This is a genomic window from Anoxybacter fermentans (genome assembly GCF_003991135.1).
Classification (GTDB): domain Bacteria; phylum Bacillota; class Halanaerobiia; order DY22613; family DY22613; genus Anoxybacter; species Anoxybacter fermentans.
In genome coordinates, this window is the sequence record NZ_CP016379.1 from 1040354 (window position 1) to 1063880 (window position 23527).

General features: G+C 36.1%; 22 protein-coding genes and 1 pseudogene. 21 read left to right on the forward strand and 2 right to left on the reverse strand.

Annotation, left to right across the window (positions count from 1 at the left end; all coding sequences use genetic code 11):
* Window positions 1-114: 114 nt before the first annotated feature.
* Window positions 115-2814, reverse strand: a complete 2700-nt coding sequence (locus BBF96_RS04640) for a calcium-transporting P-type ATPase, PMR1-type (RefSeq protein WP_127016064.1) — start codon at window positions 2812-2814, stop codon at window positions 115-117.
* A 239-nt stretch (window positions 2815-3053) separates the two neighbouring features.
* Between BBF96_RS04640 and BBF96_RS04645 the strand changes: the two genes are divergently transcribed.
* From BBF96_RS04645 to BBF96_RS04665, 5 genes are all read left to right on the forward strand, one after another.
* Window positions 3054-3785 carry a class I SAM-dependent methyltransferase gene (locus tag BBF96_RS04645; protein WP_127016065.1) on the forward strand — a complete coding sequence of 244 codons (732 nt, stop codon included), beginning with the start codon at window positions 3054-3056 and terminating at the stop codon, window positions 3783-3785.
* 370 nt (window positions 3786-4155) lie between these two features.
* Window positions 4156-5118 (forward strand): tetratricopeptide repeat protein, encoded by a 963-nt coding sequence (locus BBF96_RS04650; RefSeq protein WP_127016066.1) that lies wholly within the window; start codon window positions 4156-4158, stop codon window positions 5116-5118.
* Window positions 5119-5480: 362 nt separating this feature from the next.
* Complete coding sequence (locus tag BBF96_RS04655; protein WP_127016067.1) at window positions 5481-6260, forward strand: patatin-like phospholipase family protein; 780 nt, start codon at window positions 5481-5483, stop codon at window positions 6258-6260.
* 1 nt (window position 6261) lies between these two features.
* Window positions 6262-7281, forward strand: a complete 1020-nt coding sequence (locus tag BBF96_RS04660) for a YlbL family protein (RefSeq protein WP_127016068.1) — start codon at window positions 6262-6264, stop codon at window positions 7279-7281.
* Window positions 7282-7392: 111 nt separating this feature from the next.
* Window positions 7393-8301 (forward strand): MBL fold metallo-hydrolase, encoded by a 909-nt coding sequence (locus BBF96_RS04665; protein WP_127016069.1) that lies wholly within the window; start codon window positions 7393-7395, stop codon window positions 8299-8301.
* Here BBF96_RS04665 and BBF96_RS04670 read toward each other — a convergent pair.
* Window positions 8288-9577 (reverse strand): nucleotidyltransferase, encoded by a 1290-nt coding sequence (locus tag BBF96_RS04670; protein WP_127016070.1) that lies wholly within the window; start codon window positions 9575-9577, stop codon window positions 8288-8290. The two genes, BBF96_RS04665 and BBF96_RS04670, sit on opposite strands and share 14 nt — an antisense overlap.
* Window positions 9578-9774: 197 nt before the next feature.
* Here BBF96_RS04670 and pta point away from each other — a divergent pair, with 197 nt between their 5' ends.
* From pta to BBF96_RS04750, 16 genes and pseudogenes are all read left to right on the forward strand, one after another.
* Entirely contained in the window at window positions 9775-10770 is a 996-nt protein-coding gene (gene pta, locus BBF96_RS04675) for a phosphate acetyltransferase (RefSeq protein ID WP_127016071.1), read from the forward strand.
* Between the two features lie 29 nt (window positions 10771-10799).
* Window positions 10800-11999 carry an acetate/propionate family kinase gene (locus tag BBF96_RS04680; RefSeq protein WP_127016072.1) on the forward strand — a complete coding sequence of 400 codons (1200 nt, stop codon included), beginning with the start codon at window positions 10800-10802 and terminating at the stop codon, window positions 11997-11999.
* An 85-nt stretch (window positions 12000-12084) separates the two neighbouring features.
* Window positions 12085-12579 (forward strand): YceD family protein, encoded by a 495-nt coding sequence (locus tag BBF96_RS04685; RefSeq protein WP_127016073.1) that lies wholly within the window; start codon window positions 12085-12087, stop codon window positions 12577-12579.
* A 34-nt stretch (window positions 12580-12613) separates the two neighbouring features.
* Window positions 12614-12787 carry a 50S ribosomal protein L32 gene (rpmF, locus tag BBF96_RS04690; RefSeq protein ID WP_127016074.1) on the forward strand — a complete coding sequence of 58 codons (174 nt, stop codon included), beginning with the start codon at window positions 12614-12616 and terminating at the stop codon, window positions 12785-12787.
* Window positions 12788-13207: 420 nt separating this feature from the next.
* A complete protein-coding gene (gene fapR / locus BBF96_RS04695; protein WP_236777878.1) occupies window positions 13208-13786 on the forward strand; it encodes a transcription factor FapR in 579 nt (192 codons plus the stop codon).
* Window positions 13787-13821: 35 nt separating this feature from the next.
* Window positions 13822-14783: pseudogene (gene plsX, locus BBF96_RS04700) on the forward strand (phosphate acyltransferase PlsX).
* A gap of 9 nt (window positions 14784-14792) precedes the next feature.
* Complete coding sequence (locus BBF96_RS04705; protein WP_418655004.1) at window positions 14793-15788, forward strand: beta-ketoacyl-ACP synthase III; 996 nt, start codon at window positions 14793-14795, stop codon at window positions 15786-15788.
* A gap of 41 nt (window positions 15789-15829) precedes the next feature.
* On the forward strand, window positions 15830-16789 hold the full coding sequence (fabK, locus tag BBF96_RS04710; protein WP_127016077.1) for an enoyl-[acyl-carrier-protein] reductase FabK: 960 nt from the start codon (window positions 15830-15832) through the stop codon (window positions 16787-16789).
* 5 nt (window positions 16790-16794) lie between these two features.
* Window positions 16795-17754 (forward strand): ACP S-malonyltransferase, encoded by a 960-nt coding sequence (fabD, locus tag BBF96_RS04715; RefSeq protein WP_127016078.1) that lies wholly within the window; start codon window positions 16795-16797, stop codon window positions 17752-17754.
* Between the two features lie 24 nt (window positions 17755-17778).
* Window positions 17779-18522, forward strand: a complete 744-nt coding sequence (gene fabG, locus BBF96_RS04720) for a 3-oxoacyl-[acyl-carrier-protein] reductase (RefSeq protein ID WP_127016079.1) — start codon at window positions 17779-17781, stop codon at window positions 18520-18522.
* Between the two features lie 43 nt (window positions 18523-18565).
* Window positions 18566-18808 carry an acyl carrier protein gene (locus tag BBF96_RS04725; RefSeq protein WP_127016080.1) on the forward strand — a complete coding sequence of 81 codons (243 nt, stop codon included), beginning with the start codon at window positions 18566-18568 and terminating at the stop codon, window positions 18806-18808.
* 103 nt (window positions 18809-18911) lie between these two features.
* Entirely contained in the window at window positions 18912-20153 is a 1242-nt protein-coding gene (gene fabF / locus BBF96_RS04730) for a beta-ketoacyl-ACP synthase II (protein WP_127016081.1), read from the forward strand.
* Between the two features lie 15 nt (window positions 20154-20168).
* Complete coding sequence (rnc, locus tag BBF96_RS04735; RefSeq protein ID WP_127016082.1) at window positions 20169-20891, forward strand: ribonuclease III; 723 nt, start codon at window positions 20169-20171, stop codon at window positions 20889-20891.
* Between the two features lie 185 nt (window positions 20892-21076).
* Complete coding sequence (locus BBF96_RS04740; RefSeq protein WP_127016083.1) at window positions 21077-21547, forward strand: hypothetical protein; 471 nt, start codon at window positions 21077-21079, stop codon at window positions 21545-21547.
* Between the two features lie 680 nt (window positions 21548-22227).
* Window positions 22228-22908, forward strand: coding sequence for a (d)CMP kinase (cmk, locus tag BBF96_RS04745; RefSeq protein ID WP_127016084.1), 681 nt, complete (start codon window positions 22228-22230; stop codon window positions 22906-22908).
* Complete coding sequence (locus BBF96_RS04750; protein WP_127016085.1) at window positions 22901-23521, forward strand: lysophospholipid acyltransferase family protein; 621 nt, start codon at window positions 22901-22903, stop codon at window positions 23519-23521. The genes cmk and BBF96_RS04750 overlap by 8 nt, the downstream gene beginning before the upstream one ends.
* The last annotated feature ends 6 nt before the right edge of the window (window positions 23522-23527 follow it).

Below are 23527 nucleotides of genomic sequence, written 5' to 3' on the forward strand. Positions count from 1 at the left end.
TGATTGTATGTTCCTGGTCTTTACAAATGCGACACTGGTGGATGAAATATTTGTAACTAAACCTATTAAATTTGTCAAATTATTAATGTGCTAAGAAAATTATACTTTTGTTGATTATGAATAATGTTTCATCATCCTTAAAAATACTTTTGTAATTTCCGCTACTACTGCTGGAATTAAGGAGAAGCTAAGAGTAAACAGCCATTGATTGGTATTAAACCTAATAGTTCCAAAAATAGGTCGGAAGAAAGGAACATACATTACCAGTAATATCAAAAAGAAGGAAAAAAGAGTACCGCCAACAACGTATTTGTTACTAAAGATTCCCAATCTAAAGATTGAGAGCTCTTCAGACCGGGCAGTATAAGATCGGAATAATTCGCTTACAATCAAAGTTACAAAGGCAAAGTTTCTGGCAATGTAAATATTATTGTTATAAATATTCAATGCTACTTTAAAAACTCCTAATACTGCTGCAGCCATGGCTATACTCTGAACGATAATTTCCCACTGCATCCGTTTGTTAATGATTGACTCTTTTGGGTCACGTGGCGGTTCTTTCATAATATTAGGCTCTGCAGGCTCCATTCCTAATGCCAGAGCCGGGAAAGCATCTGTAACCAGATTCAGCCAGAGAATTTGAATTGGCTCTAAAGGAATTGGCCAACCAATGAGCATGGCAAAAAAAATAATTAAGATTTCCGCTACATTACATGAGAGAAGGAAGAAGATAAATTTTCGAATATTGCTATAAATTACTCGCCCTTCTTCTACCGCAGCCACAATACTGGCAAAATTATCATCTGTCAAAATCATTTCTGCAGTCTCCTTAGCTACATCTGTACCGGTAATGCCCATAGCCACCCCGATATCTGCGCGTTTTAAAGCTGGAGCATCATTGACACCATCACCGGTCATAGCGACTATTTCACCGTTGGTTTTTAAAGCTTCAACTATCTTTACCTTATGTTGAGGTGATACACGTGCAAAAACACTTATATGTTTTACAGCTTTCGCTAATTCTTCATCACTTACTTTATCCAATTCTGAACCTGTCATAGCGGATGATTGGTTTTTTATGATACCCAACTCTTTGGCAATGGCAACAGCCGTATCTTTATAGTCTCCGGTAATCATTACCGGACGTATTCCTGCAGATTTACAAATTTTGATAGCTCTAATTGCTTCAGGACGTGCCGGATCAATCATCCCCATTAACCCAACAAAGACTAAATCTTTTTCAAATTTATCTGGAGAAGGATCTTCTGGAATACTATCTATCTCTTTAAAGGCAAAAGCCAGTACTCTAAGAGATTTTTTAGCCATTTTTGAGTTGGCCTGCATAATATCTTTTTTATCATCCTCGGTGATCGGAGAGATAGTTCCATGCTTATAAATTTTTGTACATAGGGCCAGGGTTACATCAGGTGCTCCTTTTACAAAGGCGTAAAATTTATTCTTTTCAAAGTTTTTATGAAAGGTGGTCATACGTTTTCTTTCAGAATCAAAAGGAATTTCCTGAATCCGTGGATAACATTCATGCAATTGTTCTAATATTAGCCCACCTTTCATGGCAACAACTAATAGCGAACCCTCTGTCGGATCACCCAGTAACTTCCAGACATATTCATGATCTTTTTCCATTTTTGCATCATTATTTAAAGCACCAATCTTTAAAAGGAGTGACAGGTTAGGATCTTCTTTTGGATTAATTTTATCTTCATTAAAAAAAAACTCCCCTACTGGAGCATAGCCTTTACCTGTAACTGTGTAAGTTTTATGTCCAGTATAAAGTTCTACTACTGTCATTTCATTTTTTGTTAAAGTACCGGTTTTATCAGAACAAATGGTGGTCACACTACCTAATGACTCTACTGCATGCAGCCGTTTTATAATAGCATGACGATGAATCATCCGCTTCATGCCCAAGGCCAATACGATTGTTACAATGGCAGGTAATCCTTCTGGAATGGCTGCTACAGCTAAGCTGATGGAGGTCATAAACATGTAGAGTGCGGGTACTCTACGAATCAACCCCAGGATAAAAACTATACCTACAATTACCAGAGCAATATATCCCAAAAATTTACCAAATTCAGCTAGTTTTTTCTGAAGAGGTGTTTCTTCTTCTTCATAAGATTCTAACATCTCAGCAATTTGGCCAATTTCGGTTTGCATGCCGGTGTTGATAACAATCCCTTTTCCGCGCCCATATGTGACAACAGTACTCATAAATCCCAGATTGCTACGGTCACTAATAGAAACTTCTCCATCCAGTATTTCATCAGAAGTTTTTTCAACCGGGACAGATTCACCGGTTAATGATGCTTCATCAATTTTTAAGTTAACACTTTCAAATAAACGGACATCTGCTGGAACATAATCTCCTGTTTCAAGGATGACCAGATCTCCCGGTACCAGTTCTCGTGATGGGATTTCCAGGGTTTGTCCATCGCGAATTACTTTTGCTTTAGGCGCTGACATTTTTTTTAAAGCTTCAAGAGCCAGGTTAGCACGTCTTTCCTGGGAGACTCCCAAGACCGCGTTTAAGATTATAATAATTAAAATAGCGATTGCATCAGTAACCTCACCAATAAAAATAGAGATAATACTGGCTGCAATAAGAATCAAGACAAGAAAATCTTTGAACTGGTTTATAAACATCTCCCACAGAGTTGGCCCTTCTTTTTCGACGAGTTCATTATACCCATATTCTTCAAGTCTTTTTTGGACCAGCTCCTTTGATAGTCCTTTTTTTAAATCAGTATTTAACTTTTTTGCTACCTCAGTTGCTTCAAGCTGGTACCATTTCAACTCTTTTCAACCTCCTTTTTCTCCTGTCTTAAAATATTATAACCAAATTATATAATAAAAAAGATTTTTAAAGCAGAAAATTAAAGGTAAGTAGATATCAATGTAAATTATGTTATAATTAATATAATTAGAGCTAAAACATCGTTAAAGAAATATATAAAGATGAGCTATAAACGCTGGCTGTATTAGATCTTCCTTTAATCATTTTAAATAACTTATTAAAAAAGGAGTGATATATTATGAAGTTTTATGAAGATTTGAGTAGCTATTATGCAGATATTTTTCCATTAACTGAAGATAAAATTAATCTGATAGAAAAATATCTACCTAAGTATAGTAAAATTCTGGATATCGGGTGTGGTACTGGAGAACTGGTTATCGCTCTAGCCAGACGTGGCTATGAAGCTTATGGAACGGATTTAAGTAAGGAGATGATAGAAAAAGCTAAAGAGAATTCAAAAAAGGAAAATATTCCACCAAATTTTCAAATAGGAGATATGCGAAAACTTAAAGCATTATATCACCAACCTTTTGACGGAATGATTTGCTTTGGAAATACTATCGTTCACCTTAATACAGTACAGGAAATAAAGGAATTTTTACAACAGGTTTATGAACTTTTAAATCCAGGAGGAATTTTTATTTTTCAGATAGTTAACTATGACCGGATTCTGGACAAAGGAATAAAAGAACTTCCTCTGATAAAAAATGATAGGAAAGGTTTAAAATTATTTCGTTATTATGATTATGATAAGAAAAATAATTTGATTCACTTCAGAACACGGCTGGTTTTGAAGGACAAAAAAGAATTTAATCATGGCATTTGCCTATATCCATTGCGTAAAAGTGAAATTAATAAAATAATGAATTCTATCGGGTTTACTAATATAGAATATTTTGGTAACTTTCGAGAAACAGATTTTGACCCGAAAAATTCAGTAGCATTGGTTGGGGTAGCCCGAAAGGAGTAATATTTTTCGGGTTTTTTGTTATTACATCTGAAGTTTCTCCTATAATTTATTGTATATAGTAATATATAGAAAAATAATAAATCAATTATAAATTGGAAAAAAATAAGATTATTCAATATTATTAGCAGGAGTTTTGGATTTAAGAGAGAATATATTAAATAATAAAGATTATGTTATATGAGGGAATTTCTAATTAAATTATAAAACATCGCGAATTAATATATTATGTGTTTTTTAAGTATATCAATACAATATACTGGAAGTAGTTGAAAGTTTAATTAATAATGAAACTTTTCTAAATATTTAAATTTTTAATTAAGGACGAATAATCTAATTGAAATTATAAATCTAAGTAAAGAGGTGAGATCGATTGATTTCCTTGATGGAGAAGCGTTTTAATGAAGTAATTGAAGAAGGCTTAAATTTTTTTAAGCTTGGTAAATATGATGACTGTATTGAAATACTTTCAGAAGCTATCGCCTATGCCAGACTATTAAAAAAGGAAAATTATCTTCTTAAATTAATGATAAAACGTGCGGATAGCTATTATCATAAAGGTGATTATAAACGTGCTTTAAAACATTGTAATCGATTAGCAAAATATATCGACCAGATGGATGAAAATGATCTAATTGATTTTTATGAGATTCGCGCTATTTCTCTGGCGCAAATTGGTAAATACGAAGATGCAATTGTAGAATATCAACATTTGATTAAGATTCCTAACAATAAAGCTCAATTTAAAGCCTTTGCAGGCCTGGGCCTTGTTTATTATCACCAGGCACGTTATCTCCATCAAGAAGATAAGTATAATACTGCACTTTTTTACTATGAAAAAGCATTAAAGCAAAAAGAGATCGATAAAAGGGATATTTCTATGATTTTACATAACATAGGAATGGTGTACTATGAAAAAGGTTATTATCAAAAAGCTCTATTAAGATTTTTTGAAGTTTTACGATTTCATATAAAAGAAACTTTACCATATACATATAATGAAATAGCAAAAGTTTATATTCGTCTAGGAAATTTAGATAAAGCCAGTGAATATATTGACAAAGCTTCCATTATTTTAGCAAATGTTGGATCAAAAAATCAGGCGGAATTTGCACGGAACTTTTTTGTTAAAGCTCTTTATTACAAGGTATTAAAAGAATATGATACTGCAATCTTTTTCTTTAAACTTGCTCTAAATGAATTGAAAGATAGAGAAATTATAGCCGAAATTGCTGATATTTATCATGAATTAGCCAATATTTATAAAGATGTTGATCCTGAACGATCAATAGATTATCTGGCAGAAGCCAGATCTTACTTTAAAATGCTCAAATAGAAAGGAGTGTAAATGGATGGGGTGAAGAGCGGTCCAATCTGGCCAAGATTAATTGACCTGTTGAATTGAGGACCAGAAGAGATCGCGGTTATAATTGCATTAAAGTATAATATTTTGACCTAACAATAATTGAAATAAAAATTGATACTCAAAGGATCCAGATTTCTCTGGGTCCTTTTTCTTTTTTAAGTTGATTTTTTTTACAAAAGAAATTTAAAATTAAAGCTTGGTAATACCTTGTAATTTGCCCTAAAATCCTGTAAGATGATTATTAAAGGGATAGTGTTATGATAATATTAAAGGGTATGGCACGGTATTATGTTGAATATAAATAAAATAAAAATGAAGAGGTGACCATTACTTTGGAAGAAGGAAGACCAAAAATAGGGTTAGCCTTAAGTTCCGGGGCAGTTCGTGGGCTAGCTCATCTTGGAGTTATTGAAGTATTTGAAAAAGAAGGAATTCCTATTGATATGATTGCCGGAACGAGTGCAGGAAGTCTGGTTGGTGGTTTGTATGCTCTGGGGCTGGAATTAAAATACTTAAAACAATTAGCACTAAATATTAGATGGGAACACATTACAGACATTACGATTCCACGGCGTGGTCTAGTAGCCGGAAATAAATTATTGGAATTTTTGCGTTTTTTGACGCAGGATAAAACATTTGATCAATTAAAAATACCTTTTACTGCTGTAGCTACAGATATAGAGAGGGGTGAACGGGTTTTGATTAATTCTGGTTCTGTAGCTGAAGCTATCAGGGCCAGTACATCTATTCCTGGAATATATGTACCTTTTAAAAAGGATGGTCGTCTTTTAGTAGACGGTGCTATTACTGATAGGATCCCTATTGGTGTCGTTAAAGATATGGGAGCAGATGTTGTTATTGCTGTAGATGTAGGTTTTAATATTGGTTATTCAAAATTAAGTAATATTTTTGAAATTTTAATTCAATCCAGTGATATAATGTTGAGGGAAATTAGTCGAGAACGTTGGACAGATGCAGATATTCTTATTCAACCCGCAGTTAATCACCTTCCAGCAATGGATTTGAATTATGCAGAAGAGATTATTCAGGCAGGAATTGATGCAGCACGAAATATGCTTCCTGAAATAAAGAAAATGACAGGAGTGGATTAGGGTGAGTTTCGGGACTGAAAAAAAATTAAACACAATTACTATTATTCTGGTACTGGTACTGATTTTTATTGTACTATCCAATTTCATAAAGGTAAATTATTTTATTACAGCTCCCGGTTTGGCTTTACCACTTGATAAGATTATTACTGTCGAAAAAGGAAAAAAAGATGCAAAAGGGGCCTTTTATCTAACAGCTGTTACTTCAAAACAGGCCAGTCTTTTCAATTATATTTACATAACTTTGGTCAAACCAAAAGGAATAGAATTGACTCCTAAAGAGTTAACTTTACCACCAGAAATGGATATGGAACAGTATATTAAGATTATGGAAGATATGATGGTAGAGAGTCAAATGTTTGCAAAAGTAGTCGCTTTGCGTAAAATGGGCTATGAGACAGATATTCGCGGTCATGGAGCTGAAGTTGTTGAGATTATGGAAAATAGTAATGCCAGGGAAATTTTAGAAAAGGGAGATATTATCGTGGCTATTGATGGTGAACCTGTTAGTCTAGCGTCAGAAGCAGTCCAGTTGATTCAAAGGCATGAAATTGGAGATATAGTTAAGTTGCAGGTAAAACGAAATGAAGAGCTTTTAAATTTTGAGGTTAAAACGATAGAATTGAAAGAAAATCCGGGCAAAGCTTCAGTCGGAATATATATAATGACTCATAATCGGGAATACTCATTTCCATTGGATATAGACATCTCTACTGAAAATATTATTGGCCCTTCAGCTGGAACAATGTTTGCTTTAGAAATAATAAACCAGCTCCATCCTGAAGATATAACCAAGGGTTATAAAATTGCGGGAACTGGTACCATAGATCTGGAAGGTCGTGTTGGTACTATTAGTGGTGTAGTACAGAAAGTTATGGCTGCTGAAGCTAGAGGAGTAGATTATTTTTTTGTACCACTTGGGAATTATGAGGAAGCTAAAGCAGCCGCAACCAGTGTGAAAGTTGTTAAGGTTGAAACTATTGACGATGCCCTTAACTTTCTTAAAAAGCTTACAGAACAATAAAAGAATGGTTAAAAAGTCGCTAGGAATTAAATGCGAAAAATTCTAAAGCGGCTTATTTCTTTGCAATACATACAAAGAGCTTGATCAATTCAAACTCTGTAAGGAAATGAGGTGATAATAATTTTAAAACAGATTACAGAAAAACTATTTTATTTTGATTTTCCAGGTAAGGTTATACTTTATATCAATTCTGATCGGGGAATTTTAATTGATGCAGGAATCGATGATCGTATTGGAAGAATGATTTATAAAGAACTTGAAAATATAGGAGTAGTTCCAGAAGTGTTGATCATAACCCATGCCCATGCTGACCATTTTGGAGGGGCAGCACAATTAAAAAAATATTATCCTGAAATTAAGATCATGGCTTCATCACTGACCAGGTCCGTGGTAGAGAATCCCGAATATGAACCTTTTTATCTTTATGGGGCTGAACCTCTTTCAGATTTAAAAAATAAGTTTCTTTTAGGTAAAGCAATTCAGGTAGATCAATTAATAACCCCGGGAGAAGATTTATGTTTTTTTGGAGAAAAGTGGCAGGTATTAGATTTACAGGGACATACACCAGGACAGATTGGGCTAATTGCTCCAGATAAGATCATTCTCACCGCTGATACCTTCTTCCCTGAAGAAGTTATAGAAAAATATCGACTGTTATATCATTTTAGTCTTGAAGGAGCTTTAAAGTCACTTAAACAGCTTAAAAAATTAGCAATGGAGGGGGAGTATCAAAATTTCATTCCAGGACATGGGAAGCCCTATGCAAAGCCGCAAAATGTAATTCAGAAGAATTTGCAGGCTATTCATGAAACAGTAGAGATTATTCAGGAAATAATAAAAAAGCCACATACCCGGGAAGAGGTAGTGGCACATATTATCGAAAGATATAAGATTAATGAGACAGTCTCACAATATTTTTTGACTTTTTCAGCAGTTTCCGCTTATTTAAGTTATCTTGAATCTGAAGAAATGTTGAATATAGAGGTCAGGGATGGTCAATTAATATTTATTTCCAGATGATAATCTTTTCCAGTAAATCTCTATTGCTTCTACGATAAACTGGATTGGGCATAGCGAGAGAATAGAGGTTTGTAGTTAATATTTCTAATTCCAGCATTCGGTTTATCGGTTCAGGTGTTTCTGGGCGATTATAATAACTGGCTACTCTTGTAATGATTGGTAATCGAGCTAAGTTTTTCATTTTGGCTAGAATATGCTGGCCCCTTGGGGTAAAACCCAATACCCGGATATATTGGGGACCACCCAATTGATCAAAATACTCACATTCTAAACTGGTCAAGTTTAGTAAGAAGTGAAAAAGGATGCGTTGAATCCGGGTCCAGGTGTAACGTTTAGTTTTAATCCGTTCAATAAGATCGTGAATCGAGGTTGCCTGTTCTGCAGCTTCTTTTATTCTATTCTCCAATCCACCTCGAACATCAAAAAGATTTGCGATCTCTTCAGTTTTTGCTCGTCGTAAAAGGGTTAGAATTTGTAGTGAAAAATCATCAATAAAGATGGGGCCTTTTCCTTTTGAGAAGGCAGATCGTAAAATATTACAGCTGCTTTCTGGCATTGTTTTAAGAATTTCTTTATCTAAAAGTTCATCACCATTCCTCCACTTTTCCGATAAAATCTTACGAATTGCGGTGGCGCTGGCAATTTCTCCTTCAATTTTTTTATCATGGTATCCAGCACCCTTTCGGGGAATAGTAATAGGGATTAGTTTGCTTTCCAGACGATGAATGGCCTTTAAATATTCCAGCCCCAAAATATTATTGGGATTAGAAGTTAAAAATTTAACTTCATTTTGATCTAAAGAAATTTCGGTATCTGTTTGTTTAAAATAATCAATCAAAGCCCGGGTACGGGCATCAGGATAAGAAAGCCCTTTAGATAAATGATTGCCAAGTAATCTGGTAAATTCTTCAGGTTCATTAGCCAGAATTCTGGCAATCTGATTTAATTTATTTAAATTTCCAGCTTCCGAACCAAAAGATATATAATCCACAACCCCGGTAGCATTCAATAACGATACAGCACCATATGCAAAAAATTCAGCACTCCTTAAAGCATAAGGCATAGGTAATTCGATAACCAAATCAGCCCCACCGGCTAAGGCCATTTTAGTTCGTTCCCATTTATCCACTAAGGCTGGCTCTCCGCGCTGTAAAAAATTACTGCTTAGCACACATACAACACCATCTGCCTGTATCAGAGTTTTTGATTCTTTTAAATGATATTGATGTCCGTTGTGAAAAGGATTATATTCAGCAATTATGCCAAGAATCTTCATTTTCCAACCTCCTTGTGGGATTGTTCACCTATAAAATTTTCTATCTGAGATTTTTTTATCCTTTTTTTCATGAAAAGAATAAATATTTTGAAGAGGTAGAATATATAAAATAAAGAAAACTATCGGTTTAAGGCAGGGATTTTCCGCCAAATGTAGTAATGGTATTAGTGGACATTAACACGGGGGAGGTTTAATTGATGCAGTTGATGGAAAAGATTAAAAATGCTGCAAAATCAAACGTTCAACGAATCGTGTTACCTGAAGGAAACGAAGCACGAATTGTCAAAGCAGCTGAACAAATTACCAAGGAAGGACTGGCAAAAATTACTCTGTTGGGCAAAAAGGAAGAAATTGAGCAGGTTGCCCGTGATACAGGAGTAGATCTCTCTGAAGTAGAAATCATTGATCCAGAAAGATCAAGTAAACTTGAAGCTTATGGTCAGAAATATTATGAACTTAGAAAGCATAAAGGAATAACAAAAGAGCAGGCAGTAGAACAGATGAAGGATGTTCTTTATTATTCTGCAATGATGGTCAAAATGGGGGATGCAGATGGATCTGTAGCAGGTGCAATTAATACAACTGGAGATGTACTACGTCCAGCTTTTCAGATCATTAAAACAGCACCTGGGATCTCTGTGGTATCAGGGGCTTTTTTCATGGTCTTAAAACATGAACTGATGCCCGAAGGATTAATGGTATTTGCTGATTGTGCAGTTAATCCAAACCCAGACGCTCGCCAGTTGGCTGAAATTGCTGTTAGTTCAGCAAGAACTGCCAAAGCTCTGGCCAATATTGAACCTCGTGTGGCTTTACTTTCTTTTTCCACTAAAGGTAGTGCTTCTCATGAGTTGGTTGAAAAAGTTCAGGAAGCTACCCGGATTGCTAAAGAGATGGCCCCAGAGTTTCAGATTGATGGAGAATTGCAAGCAGATGCAGCTATCGTTCCGGAGATTGGAAAAAGGAAAGCACCTGAGAGTGCTATTGCTGGACAGGCTAATGTATTGGTTTTCCCTGATTTACAGGCTGGAAATATTGGTTATAAACTGGTACAACGGCTTGCTAAAGCTGACGCCATAGGGCCAATACTACAAGGAATGGCAAAACCGGTTAACGATCTGTCCAGAGGTTGTAGTGTAGATGATGTGGTTAATCTGACAGCTATTACAGCTGTACAGGCTCAAAATCAGTAATTAATGAAAAGTGAAAGGAGAGGTTAATCATGAAAGTTTTAGTTTTAAACTGTGGTAGTTCATCTTTAAAATATCAATTATTTAACATGGAGGATGAGACTGTTTTAGCGAAAGGTCTGGTTCAACGGATTGGTATTGATAATTCTTATCTTGAGCATAAGCCAGGAGATAAGCCCAAAGTTAAAATTGAAGCTGAAATTCCCGATCACCATAAAGCAATTCAGATGGTCATTGATGCCCTCTTACATGATGAGCATGGTGTAATAAAAGATATGTCAGAAATTAATGCTGTAGGTCATCGTGTAGTTCATGGTGGGGAAGCTTTTGCAGATTCAGTACTTATAAATGAAGAAGTAATGCGAGCACTGGAAGCTAATATAGAGTTAGCACCACTTCACAATCCACCAAACATTGCCGGAATTAAAGTTTGTGAAAAATTGATGCCAGGTGTTCCACAGGTTGGCGTATTTGATACTGCTTTCCATCAAACTATGAAACCACATGCATATCTGTATGGCATTCCTTATGAATATTATGAGAAGTATGGTATTCGTCGATACGGTTTCCATGGAACTTCTCACCGTTATGTATCAAAACGGGTATGTGAACTGATGGGCATTCCTTATGAAAAAGCCAAGATCATTACTTGCCATCTTGGTAATGGAGCTAGTGTTACAGCAATTGATGGTGGAAAATCTGTGGATACCAGTATGGGCTTTACACCACTGGAAGGACTTTTGATGGGTACTCGTTCCGGTGATTTAGATCCAGCAATTATTCCTTTTCTGATGAATAAAGAAAATATGACTCCTGCAGATATTGATAATCTTTTAAACAAGAAGAGTGGCCTTTTAGGTGTATCCGGAATCAGTAATGATTCCCGTGATGTAGAAGAGGCAGCTAGCAATGGTAATGAAAGGGCACAAAGGGCTCTAGAGATTTTCAACTATCGGGTCAAGAAATATATCGGTGCATATGCTGCAGCTATGGGCGGTCTGGATGCTATTGTTTTCACTGCTGGTATTGGAGAAAACTCCATAAGTACTCGTGCAGGTATACTGGAAGGTCTGGAATTTTTGGGATGCAAACTGGATCCTGAAAGAAATAATGTTCGGGGTAAAGAGGCATTAATCTCTACTGACGACTCTAAAGTTAAGGTATATGTTATTCCTACTAATGAAGAACTTGTTATTGCCCGGGATACAAAAGAGATTGTTGAAAAACTCTAATTACTTAATTCCCTTCCTCAAAAAATCTTGACAAATTACTAATGACTTTATATAATTAAGTTTGGCTGTATATTGAGGTGATGTAATGAAAATTGATATAAGTGAAATTAAATATGACCTGGGCGCTGTAAAGCAAGTTGATGAAGATTTTAAAATTGATGATTTAAAATTACGCGGCCGTAATATTGAATTTAGAGAACCATTACATCTTAATGTGCAGATTACCAACTCCGGTGACGATTATTTAGTCACCGGGCGTATTTCCGGTAAAGGTGTTGCTGAATGTAACCGATGTCTAGAAAAATTTGATTATCCTTTCGATGTAGGAATTTCAGATGAGATTCCAAAAGATGAAATGGAAAATGAAAATTACATTGATCTTACTCCAACGATTCGCGAACATCTCATACTTGAGATTCCAATAAAAACATTGTGTAATGAAGAATGTAAAGGACTTTGCCTTAAATGTGGCCAAAATTTAAATATAAAAGAATGCGGGTGTGATCGTCATATAATTGATCCACGCCTCGTCAAATTAAAAGAGTTATTCCAAAAAGATAAAAATAATAAGGAAGATTAAAATATTCTATAGTTAGATAGAGGAGGTGTTAGTAGTGGCTGTACCTAAGCGGAAAGTTTCTAAAGCCCGGAAGAGAAAAAGACGGACTCATTGGAAATTGTTTGCTCCTAACCTGGTGGAATGTCCACAATGTCATGCTCCAAAAATTCCGCATCGGGTTTGTAAAGAGTGTGGCTATTATAAAGGAAGAGAAGTTGTATCTAGCTAAAAATAATTTAATAATATAGCATGATAGCATGACAAAAGTTTTATAAACAAGATAGAGTGAGCTCACTTTATCTTGTTTTTTTTTGTATATGATTAAAAACTGCAAAAAGCTAATTTTGAGCCACATAGAAATTTTTCGTTAAACCATCTTAGTGAGATTTCAGTCGAAATAAGGCCTCATCATAAAATGTAATGAGGCCTTATTTCGACTGAAATTGAACTTTAGATGATTCGAAAAATTTTTTCTGGAGCGAAAATTAGCTCTTTGCAGTTTAACCATATATGAATAAGAATAAGTAGGATTGGGAAAAAGATATAAAAGGAAAAAAGTACCCTTACGTACTTGCAACTTGCCAGGGATTAGTATATAATATTAGTATCTTATATTAGTAGCAGGTCTTAATATAAGGTGGTAATGGGGATGAAAAAACTATCAAAGAAAGAACGTCATAAAGCGCTGGTTAAGGCTATAGAAGAAGATCCCTTTAAGACTGATCAGGAATTAGCAAATATGTTTAATGTCAGTATCCAGACAATAAGATTGGATCGAATGGAGCTCAGAATCCCTGAGGTTCGAAAGCGAACTCGTAAATTGGCAAAAGAAGCATATTCTAAAATCAAATCTATGCGTGATGTAGATGTTATAGGTGATCTGGTTGAAGTTAATCTTAATAAAAATGGAAAATCTATTTTTACACCCCAGCCAGAAATGACCTTTAAGGGAAAGGATATAGTTCGTGGACATTATATATTTGCCCATGCTAATTCTTTGGCAGTAGCAATTATAGATGCCAATGTAGCTATGACTGGTTTTTCCCACATTAAATTTATTCGTCCAGTTCGTCTAGGGGATAGGCTAGTGGCAAAAGCTCATGTAGTTAGATCTAAAAATCATCGTTTTTTTGTTCGGGTGTATACTCATGTTGGTGATCAACTTGTTTTTAAAGGGAAGTTTATTGTTTATGCTTTGGATAATCACAAATTTTTAAAAGAAAATTAGGGAGAGTGAAGTGTATGAGAATTGTTCTGGATGCAATGGGGGGGGATTTTGCACCCAAAGAACCTATTGCAGGTGCCGTACAGGCAGTAAAAGATTTTAAGGACATACATATAATTTTGACCGGAAAAGAAGATTTAATTAAAGAAGAATTATCCAATTACGAATATCCTGATGATAGAATTTCAATTGTCCATTGTTCAGAAGTTATTGAAATGAATGACGCCCCTGCTACTGCTATTCGACGCAAGAGAGATTCTTCTATTGTAATAGGTGCCACACTGGTAAAAAAAGGTGAAGCAGATGCTTTTGTTTCTGCTGGAAATACCGGTGCTTGTATGTCCGCTGGAGTTTTGAAAATCCGCCCTATTAAAGGAATTCATCGACCAGCCATCGCTACTGTTTTTCCTAATATAAAAGATCAGACGGTAGTTTTAGATGTTGGCGCAAATGTAGACTGTGATCCTAAGGAGCTAGTTCAATTTGCATTAATGGGTAAAATATATGCAGAGAGAGTGTTAAAAAAAGAAAATCCCCGAATTGGCCTTTTAAATAATGGTGAAGAGGAAAAAAAGGGTAACAAGTTATCCAAAGAGACCTATCCACTTTTAAAAGAGCAATCTATCAATTTTATAGGTTATGTAGAGGGCGGGATATTTTTAATGGTGAAGTTGATGTTGTAGTTTGTGATGGGTTTGTGGGTAATGTTGTTTTAAAAACCGCTGAAGGTGTAGTTTCTGCCTTTAAGACGATTTTAAAAGAAGAGGCTAAGAAAGGCTTTTTAACTATGTTTGGCGGTAAGCTCATGGAACCTGCCTTAAAAAGGCTTAAAAAGCGGATGGATTATACCGAATATGGCGGTGCCCCGCTTCTTGGAATATCTGGAATTGTTATTATCAGCCACGGCAGTTCTAATGCCTGGGCCATTCGAAATGCTATCCGGGTTGCGCGTGAATCTTTAATTAATAATATTGTTAAGGAGATCGAAGAGAACATCTGAGAAGGAGAGATGAAAATGACCAGGATTAGAGCAGGTATTACCGGAATTGGTTCGTATCTACCTGAGAAAGTAATTACAAACTTCGATCTAGAAAAGATTGTTGACACTTCTGATGAATGGATTCGTACTCGTACAGGTATTCAAGAACGTCGTGTTGTCAGGGATGATCAAGCCACTTCCGATATTGCTTACGATGCAGCTAAACGTGCTCTTGAGGATGCTGGGGTTAATCCCGAAGAGCTGGACTTGATTATTTGTGCTACCGTAACTCCAGATTATCTTTTTCCTGCTACTGCTTGTTTGATACAGGATCGTTTGGGTGCGAAAAATGCGGCTGCATTTGATATGGAAACTGGATGTTCTGGATTTGTTTATGCTCTCTGCATAGCCAGTCAATTTGTGCAAGTTGGAACCTATAAGAAAGTTTTAGTAATCGGTGCTGAAACTCTTTCCAAAATTACCAATTGGAAAGATCGTTCTACCTGTGTTCTATTCGGTGATGGAGCGGGTGCTGCAGTGGTAGAACCTGTTGAAACAGGTGGAATTCTGGGGTTTCATCTTGGAAGTGATGGTTCTGGGGGTAAGTATTTGAAAATGCCGGCTGGTGGATCTAGACGTCCTGCCAGTGTTGCTTCAGTTGAAGAAGATGCTCATTATATACATATGGAAGGGAACCAGGTTTTTAAATTTGCTGTAAAAATCATGAGCAAAGCAGCTTTAAAGGCTTTAAAGAATGCAGGGCTTAAACCTGAAGATATAGATTTTATGATACCTCATCAGGCTAATCTTCGGATTATTGATGCAGCAGCAAAGCGATTAAAGTTACCATCTGAAAAAGTATATGTTAATTTACCTAAATACGGAAATACTTCAAGTGCATCTATACCTATTGCTCTTGATGAAGCATATCAGGATGGGATGTTTAAAAAAGGAGATAAAATTGTTTTAGTTGGTTTTGGTGCTGGGCTCACCTGGGCTTCGGCTGTTATTGAATGGAGCAAGTAAATATAGTTTAAAAACAATTTAGATAAAGGAGTAATGTGACTATGCTACATACAAGGATTTGTGACATTCTTGGAATTAAGTACCCGATAATTCAAGGAGGCATGGCTTGGGTTGCTACTGGTGAATTAGCTGGTGCTGTGTCTAATGCCGGAGGTTTGGGCATTATAGGTGCAGGTAATGCTCCGGCTGACGTAATACGGAATGAAATCAAAAAAGTAAAAAGCATTACTGATAAACCTTTTGGAGTTAATGTGATGCTTCTATCACCATTTGTCGATGAGGTAATAGAGGTAATTATAGAAGAACGGGTACCAGTGATTACTACTGGTGCAGGAAACCCGGCAAAATATATTTCTAAGTTGAAAAGTGCTGGATGCAAGATTATCCCAGTAGTACCATCTGTTTCTTTGGCAAAACGAATGGAAAGACTTGATGTAGATGCAATTATTGCTGAAGGTACAGAAGCTGGAGGACATATTGGTGAATTAAGCACTTTTGTACTTGTACCTCAGGTGGTAGATGCTGTAAAAATACCTGTAATTGCTGCAGGTGGGATAGCAGATGGACGCGGTCTGGTAGCTTCCTTTGCCCTGGGTGCCGAGGGAGTTCAGATTGGGACCCGTTTTATCTGTTCTGATGAGTGTACTGCACATCCTAATTATAAAGAAGCGATTATTAAAGCAAAAGATCGTGATGCGGTAGTTACCGGACGGAGTACTGGTCATCCTGTTCGTAATTTACGCAACAAATTGACAAGAAAGATGATGGAATTGGAACGAAAGGGAGCACCTAAAGAAAAGATCGAAGAACTGGGACGTGGTGCTTTGCGTGCTGCTGTTGTTGAGGGTAATGTAGAAGAAGGCAGTGTTATGGCCGGTCAGATTGCAGGAATGATTAATAAAATACAACCGGTTCGGGAGATTATCGACGAAATTATAACGGAAGCAAAGACTATTATATCTCAATTCGCTTCTGGCGAAATTTTTAGCAAAGGGGGTTAATATGGATGAGTCAAAAAATTGCATTTATTTTTCCAGGTCAGGGTTCTCAGAAAGTGGGAATGGGAAAAGATTTTTATGATCGTTTTATAGAAGCTAGAAAAGTATTCCAGGCTGCAGATGAGGCATTGGGCTTTAAAATCAGTGAAATCTGTTTTAATGGTCCTGAAGATGAACTCAAAAAAACAGAAAATACCCAACCAGCAATACTTACTACCAGTATAGCTATTTTACGGGTTTTAGAACAGTTTGGTATTAAACCTGATATGGTAGCGGGCCATAGTCTTGGTGAGTATTCGGCTCTGGTTGCTGCTGGTTCCCTTTCCTTTGAAGATGCAGTAAAAACTGTCCGGGAAAGGGGCAGGTTAATGGTTGAAGCAGTACCTTATGGTAAGGGAACTATGGCTGCTATAATTAAGTTAGATCGAAAAACTATTGAAAAGATCTGTGCTGAAACAGAAGGAATTGTAGAACCTGCTAATTATAATAACCCCGCTGAGGTAGTAATATCTGGTGAAGTTGAAGCAGTCAGGGCTGCTAGTGAAAAGATGAAAGAAGCGGGAGCTTTAAAAGTTGTTGAACTAAAAGTAAGTGGACCTTTCCATAGCAGTCTTTTACAACCTGCTTCTGACGGTTTAGCGGAGGTTTTAGCTGATGTAGAAGTTAAAGATCCTAAAGTACCTGTTATAGCTAACTATACTGCAGAACCTTCTAAAACAGCTGCAGAGGTAAAAGAAAACCTCATCAAGCAGGTAAGTGGTGCTGTCAAATGGCAGGATTCTGTAGAAAAGATGATTAATGAAGGAATTGATACTTTCATTGAAATTGGTCCTGGTAATGTATTGACTAAAATGATGAAGCGAATTAATCGGAAAGTAAAAGCTTTAAGTATCAATAGTATTGAATCGCTGGAGTCTGTTCTAAAGGAACTTGGTATTGATGTGAGTGAGTTGGAGCAGACTAAATAACGTTTAAGGAAAGGGAGGAAGGGCATGAATCTAAATGGAAAAGTAGCTGTTGTTACAGGTAGTTCCAAAGGAATTGGAGCAGCCATTGCTTTAGCTTATGCGAAAGCCGGTGCAGAGGTAGCTATTAACTATAATAGAGATAAAGCGGGAGCTGAAGAAATTGTTCGAAAGATTCAAGCTATGGGACATAAAGCTAAAGCTTACCAGGCTGATGTTTCCAATCCTGATCAGGTTAAAGAGTTTATTGATGCTGTTATGAATGATTTTGGGAAAATTGATATTCTGGTTAATAATGCAGGAATTACCCGTGATACTCTCTTGGTACGGATGAAAGAAGAAGATTGGGATCGGGTAATGGATGTTAACTTAAAGAGTATGTTTCTCTGTACCAAAGCTGTTGCTAAAGCAATGATAAAACAGCGTAGTGGTAAAATTATCAATATTACTTCCGTAGTCGGATTAATCGGTAATCCTGGTCAGGCTAACTATACTGCTGCCAAGGCAGGGGTAATTGGTTTTACCAAAACCGTTGCTAAAGAATTGGGACCGCGGGGGATACAGGTAAATGCCATAGCACCTGGATTTATCATCTCTCAGATGACTGAATCTTTACCGGAGAAGGTTAAAGAAAAAATGTTGAGTTCTATTCCTCTTGGCCGTTTTGGAAAACCTGAGGATGTGGCAGATTTAGCTTTGTTTTTAGCCTCTGATAAATCTGATTACATTACAGGTCAAGTTTTTAATGTTGATGGTGGAATGGTGATGTAATATAATTGTTTTGTGCTGATATTTTGAAAGGAGGTGAAAAATTATGGATCGGGATAAGATTTTCGAAATTGTTAGAGATATTATTGTAGAAGAACTGGGAGTTGAACCTGAAGAAGTAACTCTTGATGCTTCCTTCTTAGAGGATTTAGGTGCCGATTCCCTGGATATTGTGGAATTAATTATGGCTTTTGAAGAAGAGTTTGATATTGAAATTCCTGACGAGGAAGCAGAAAACATTTCAACAGTACAGGATGCTGTTGACTACATTGAAGAAAATATTGAATAATTCTGATAAAGAAAGTCCCCATAAGTGGGACTTTCTTTAGAAAAATAATAGGTAATAATAACTATCATATATAACCTACACTCCCTAAAGGAGGTTAAAATCAATGGGTAGAAGAGTTGTAGTAACAGGTATGGGGGTAGTTTCTCCAGTAGGGATTGGAGTTGATAATTTTTGGAATTCACTGGTTAATGGTGTTTCAGGTATTGATTATATTGAAAGTTTTGATACCACTGATTTTCCTGTAAAAATTGCCGGTGAAGTCAAGGATTTTGACCCATCTGATTATTTTGAACGGAAAGAGGCAAAACGTTTAGACCGATTTGCGCAATTTGCTATAGTAGCTGCTTTAATGGCTATGAAAGATGCTAATTTGGAGCTTACATCGGATATTGCCGAACGCGCAGGAGTTTTAATTGGTTCAGGAATTGGCGGTATGCAAACTTTTGAAGAACAGGCCAGAATTATGTTTACAAAAGGTCCCCGTCGGATCAGCCCATTTTTTATCCCAATGATGATCTCTAATATAGCTTCCGGCCAGGTTTCCATATATACCGGAGCAAAAGGACCAAATTCAAATGCTGTGACTGCCTGTGCATCTGGATCAACTGCCATTGGAGATGCAAGTGAGATTATTAAGCGCGGTGATGCTGATATCATGATTACCGGTGGTTCAGAGGCGGCTATCACCCCACTTGCCATTGCCGGTTTCAGCAATATGAAAGCACTTTCTACCCGTAATGATGAGCCAAAAAGAGCAAGCCGGCCTTTTGATGCTGAACGTGATGGGTTTGTTATGGGTGAAGGGTGTGGAATTTTGATTTTAGAAGAATTAGAACATGCCAAAAAGCGTGGTGCCAATATTTACGGTGAATTAATCGGGTACGGTATGTCTGGAGATGCTTATCACATAACAGATCCTGCACCAGAGGGTGAAGGAGCTGCTAGATGTATGCAGATGGCATTAAATAAAGCTGGAATTGACCCCAGTGAAATAGATTATATTAATGCACACGGTACTTCAACTCCAAAAAATGATAAATTTGAGACCATGGCGATTAAAAAGGTTTTTGGCGAACATGCGTATAAATTGGCTGTAAGTTCTACTAAATCGATGACCGGCCATCTTTTGGGAGCTGCTGGTGCTATTGAAGCTATTGCCTGTCTTATGGCTATAAAAACTGATACTGTACCACCAACTATTAATTATGAAAATCCTGATCCTGAATGTGATTTATATTATGTTCCAAATAAAGCAGAAAAGCGAACTGTTAATGTTGCTCTTTCCAACTCATTAGGATTTGGTGGACATAATGCAACACTGATCTTTAAAAAGTATACCGGTTAAGAGGTAGTGAGACTAATGGCTGGAAAAATAAAAAATCTTAACCTTTTGCAGAAAGAGATTAAAGTTAAATTTAAAAATTTAAAATATTTAGAAGAGGCTGTGACCCATAAGTCATATGCTAATGAGAATAGAAATAAAAATATCAGGGATAATGAACGCCTGGAGTTTTTAGGAGACGCAGTTTTAGATCTGGTTATCAGTGAAATTCTCTTTAAAAGATACAAAGATTACCCAGAAGGGGAACTGGCTAAGACTCGAGCTGTTGTAGTCAGTGCCCCAACTCTTGCACGTACTGCCAAAAAATTAAATTTAGGTAATTATTTACGTTTGGGTAAAGGTGAGGAGATGACAGGGGGGAGAAAACGGGATTCAATTCTAGCTGATGCATTTGAAGCCCTGGTTGGTGCTATTTATCTCGATAAGGGTTTAAAGGTAGTTAGTAAATTTATTAAAGATAATTTAACAGAAGAGATTGATCGTGTTGAACGTGGAGAGTATATTCAGGATTATAAAACTCTTCTGCAAGAGGAAATTCAAAAACGCTCTAATACCAGGCCGCTATATAGGGTGGTTAGCGAAGAAGGCCCAGATCATGACAAACGGTTTACTGTGTTGGTTGAATGCAAAAATCAGATACTCGGAAAAGGAGTGGGCAAGAATAAAAAAGAAGCACAACAGCGGGCTGCCGCAGATGCAATAGAAAGAGATGCTGTTTCAAAATTAGAAGAAAAGTTATAAAAATAATTGTTTTTGGCGGTGGTACCGCTGGTTTGTTTTGATTAATAAAAAATGCGACCTGGTAATCTTGCGTTTTAATGCCAGAAGATTTTGACATACTAATGGACTAGACCATTTCATAAGTTGTGATAAAGTTACCCTTTCTCACATAGAATTTTATATGAAAGTTCTATGGAGAGAAAGGGATGGTTTGCTTGCTTAACGCAACCGGTCGGTTTCTTATGGGACTTATTACGGTGGGTTTAGTCCTTTTGATTACCATTCAGTTGATGATGGGGTTTGAGCAAACCCGACATTATTTAAAATGGGTTGAGAGCCAGGTATATGAGCTAATTGACCCTGATTTAAAAAAAGTGGCAGTAGTTATCCCTGAAGAATATGTTATTTTAGAATTATTAAATCCTGGAAATTTTTCAGAGGTTCGAGTATTGGTAAATAACGAAAAAGTATATTATTTCAACCATTCTATTGTAAGGATTCCTGTTAAAGATGGGGATCTTTTAATCATCGATACCCGGGGAATTGAGACTGCTCTGTGGTTTGAAGTTAGAAATTATTCAAAAAGAGTTTCAAATTTAAAAATTGGTCAGCAATTTAGAGTCAAAAATGGGCTAGAAGTTATTTATATTAAATTACATGATGAGACTAAATTTTGATAAAAAATATATGAATAGGAATCTTATTTAAATTCTTATTTTTATTGAAAATTAGCCAGAAACCCCGTCTATTTATGGCGGGGATAAATGGCTTTTTAAATTTTTGTTGACATAATTTTATTACTAAAAGTTATTTTTTATTTCAAAAAAGAAATTTTTCGGACCATCTAAAGTTCAATTTTTGTATTCGTTACCTCCTGTAATAAAATCTTATTTTTACTTCAATTTTACTAAAATTGGTTAAACCTCCCAAAAATTAAGTTTTTGCAATTTAATCTTGACATATAAACTATACTATGGCAGAATGAATATAAGTTATAAGTTAAAATTTTTGGATACATCTAGCAAATTTATAAGACGTGGCCCTGGAGTGCCTAGAAGAAGGAAATCATCATTAAATATTGAATATTTAATGATAAGATTTTACTGCAAAAAGCTAATTTTTCGCTTTAAGAGAAATTTTTCGAACCATCTAAAGTTCGATTTCTGTCGAAATAAGGCACACTAATCAACGGGCCCTCCTGGCTCTTGATTAGCTCATCAATCCTCATATGAGGCCTTATTTCGACTGAAATCTCACTAAGATAGTTTAACGAAAAATTTCTATGGCGCTCAAAATTAGCTTTTTGCAGTTTAATCATGATAATATTTTATTTTAATGTTGGAAAGGATGATAAAATATGAATAAGCAATTAGTCATAGCTATTGATGGTCCTGCAGGGGCTGGAAAAAGTACAACTGCCAAAGAGATTGCATTACGCCTGGGGTATAAATATATAGATACAGGGGCCATGTATCGGGCAGTCACTCTTCTGGCTTTAGAATCAGGTATTTCTATGGACTCTGAAGAGGAGTTAACTAAACTGGCTGAAGAAGCTGAAATCAATTTTGCACCTTTAAGACCCGAAAGAAATACTGTCTATTTAAATGGCCGGGATGTAACTGACGAGATTCGTTCAACCAGTGTTAATGAAAATGTTTCTTTGGTAGCTAAAATAGCGGGGGTGAGGAAAGCTCTTGTAAAGAAACAGAGAGAGATGGCTCAATCAGGTGGAGTTGTTATGGATGGACGGGACATAGGAACTGTAGTTTTACCACAGGCAGATTTAAAAATATTTTTAACAGCTTCTTTAGAAACACGAGCCCGGCGTCGGATGAATGAGTTACAGCGACGGGGAGAAAATGTAGAATTAGAGGAAATTAAGAAGAATCTTAGAATCAGAGATTACATGGATTCGGCCCGGGAAATAGCTCCTTTAAGAAAAGCGGAAGATGCCATTGAAATAGATACAACAGGAATGACTGTTGAAGATGTAGTTAATAAAATCATCAACCTAACCAAGGAGGTAAAAAATGAGTAATTTTATATATTGGACAGCCTATTGGGTTGTAACATTTTACCTAAAATTATTTAGAAAACTTAAAATTTATGGTCGTGAAAATATACCTGAAAAAGGGGCATTTATTGTAGCAGGTAATCACGTTAGTAATTTCGACCCTCCGGTTCTTGGAGTAGCTATGACACGTAAAGTAAGATTTATGGCCAAAAAAGAATTGTTTAAATATGCACCTATAGCCTGGTTGCTACATCAGTTAGGAGCATTTCCTGTATCTAGAGGAAAAGCTGATCTGGAAGCAATAAGAACTTCTCTTGAAGTATTAAAAAGTGGAGGCGTGCTGGGAGTGTTTCCAGAGGGTACACGTCATAAACCTGGAAAATTGGGACGTGCTCAACCTGGAATTGTCATGCTTGCTTTAAAAGCAAAAGTTCCTATTTTGCCTTGTGCATTGACCAATACTATTGGTGGTAATAAACCAATTATTGTACGTATTGGAAAACCCATTAAATTTACTAAGTATTATGATAGAAAATTAAGTAAAGAGGAGATTAAAGAAGTTGGTAATTTAATTATGAATGAGATAGCCAACCTACTGGAGATGGATCGTGATCAAAAAAATAATTTAATGAGTTAATTTAAT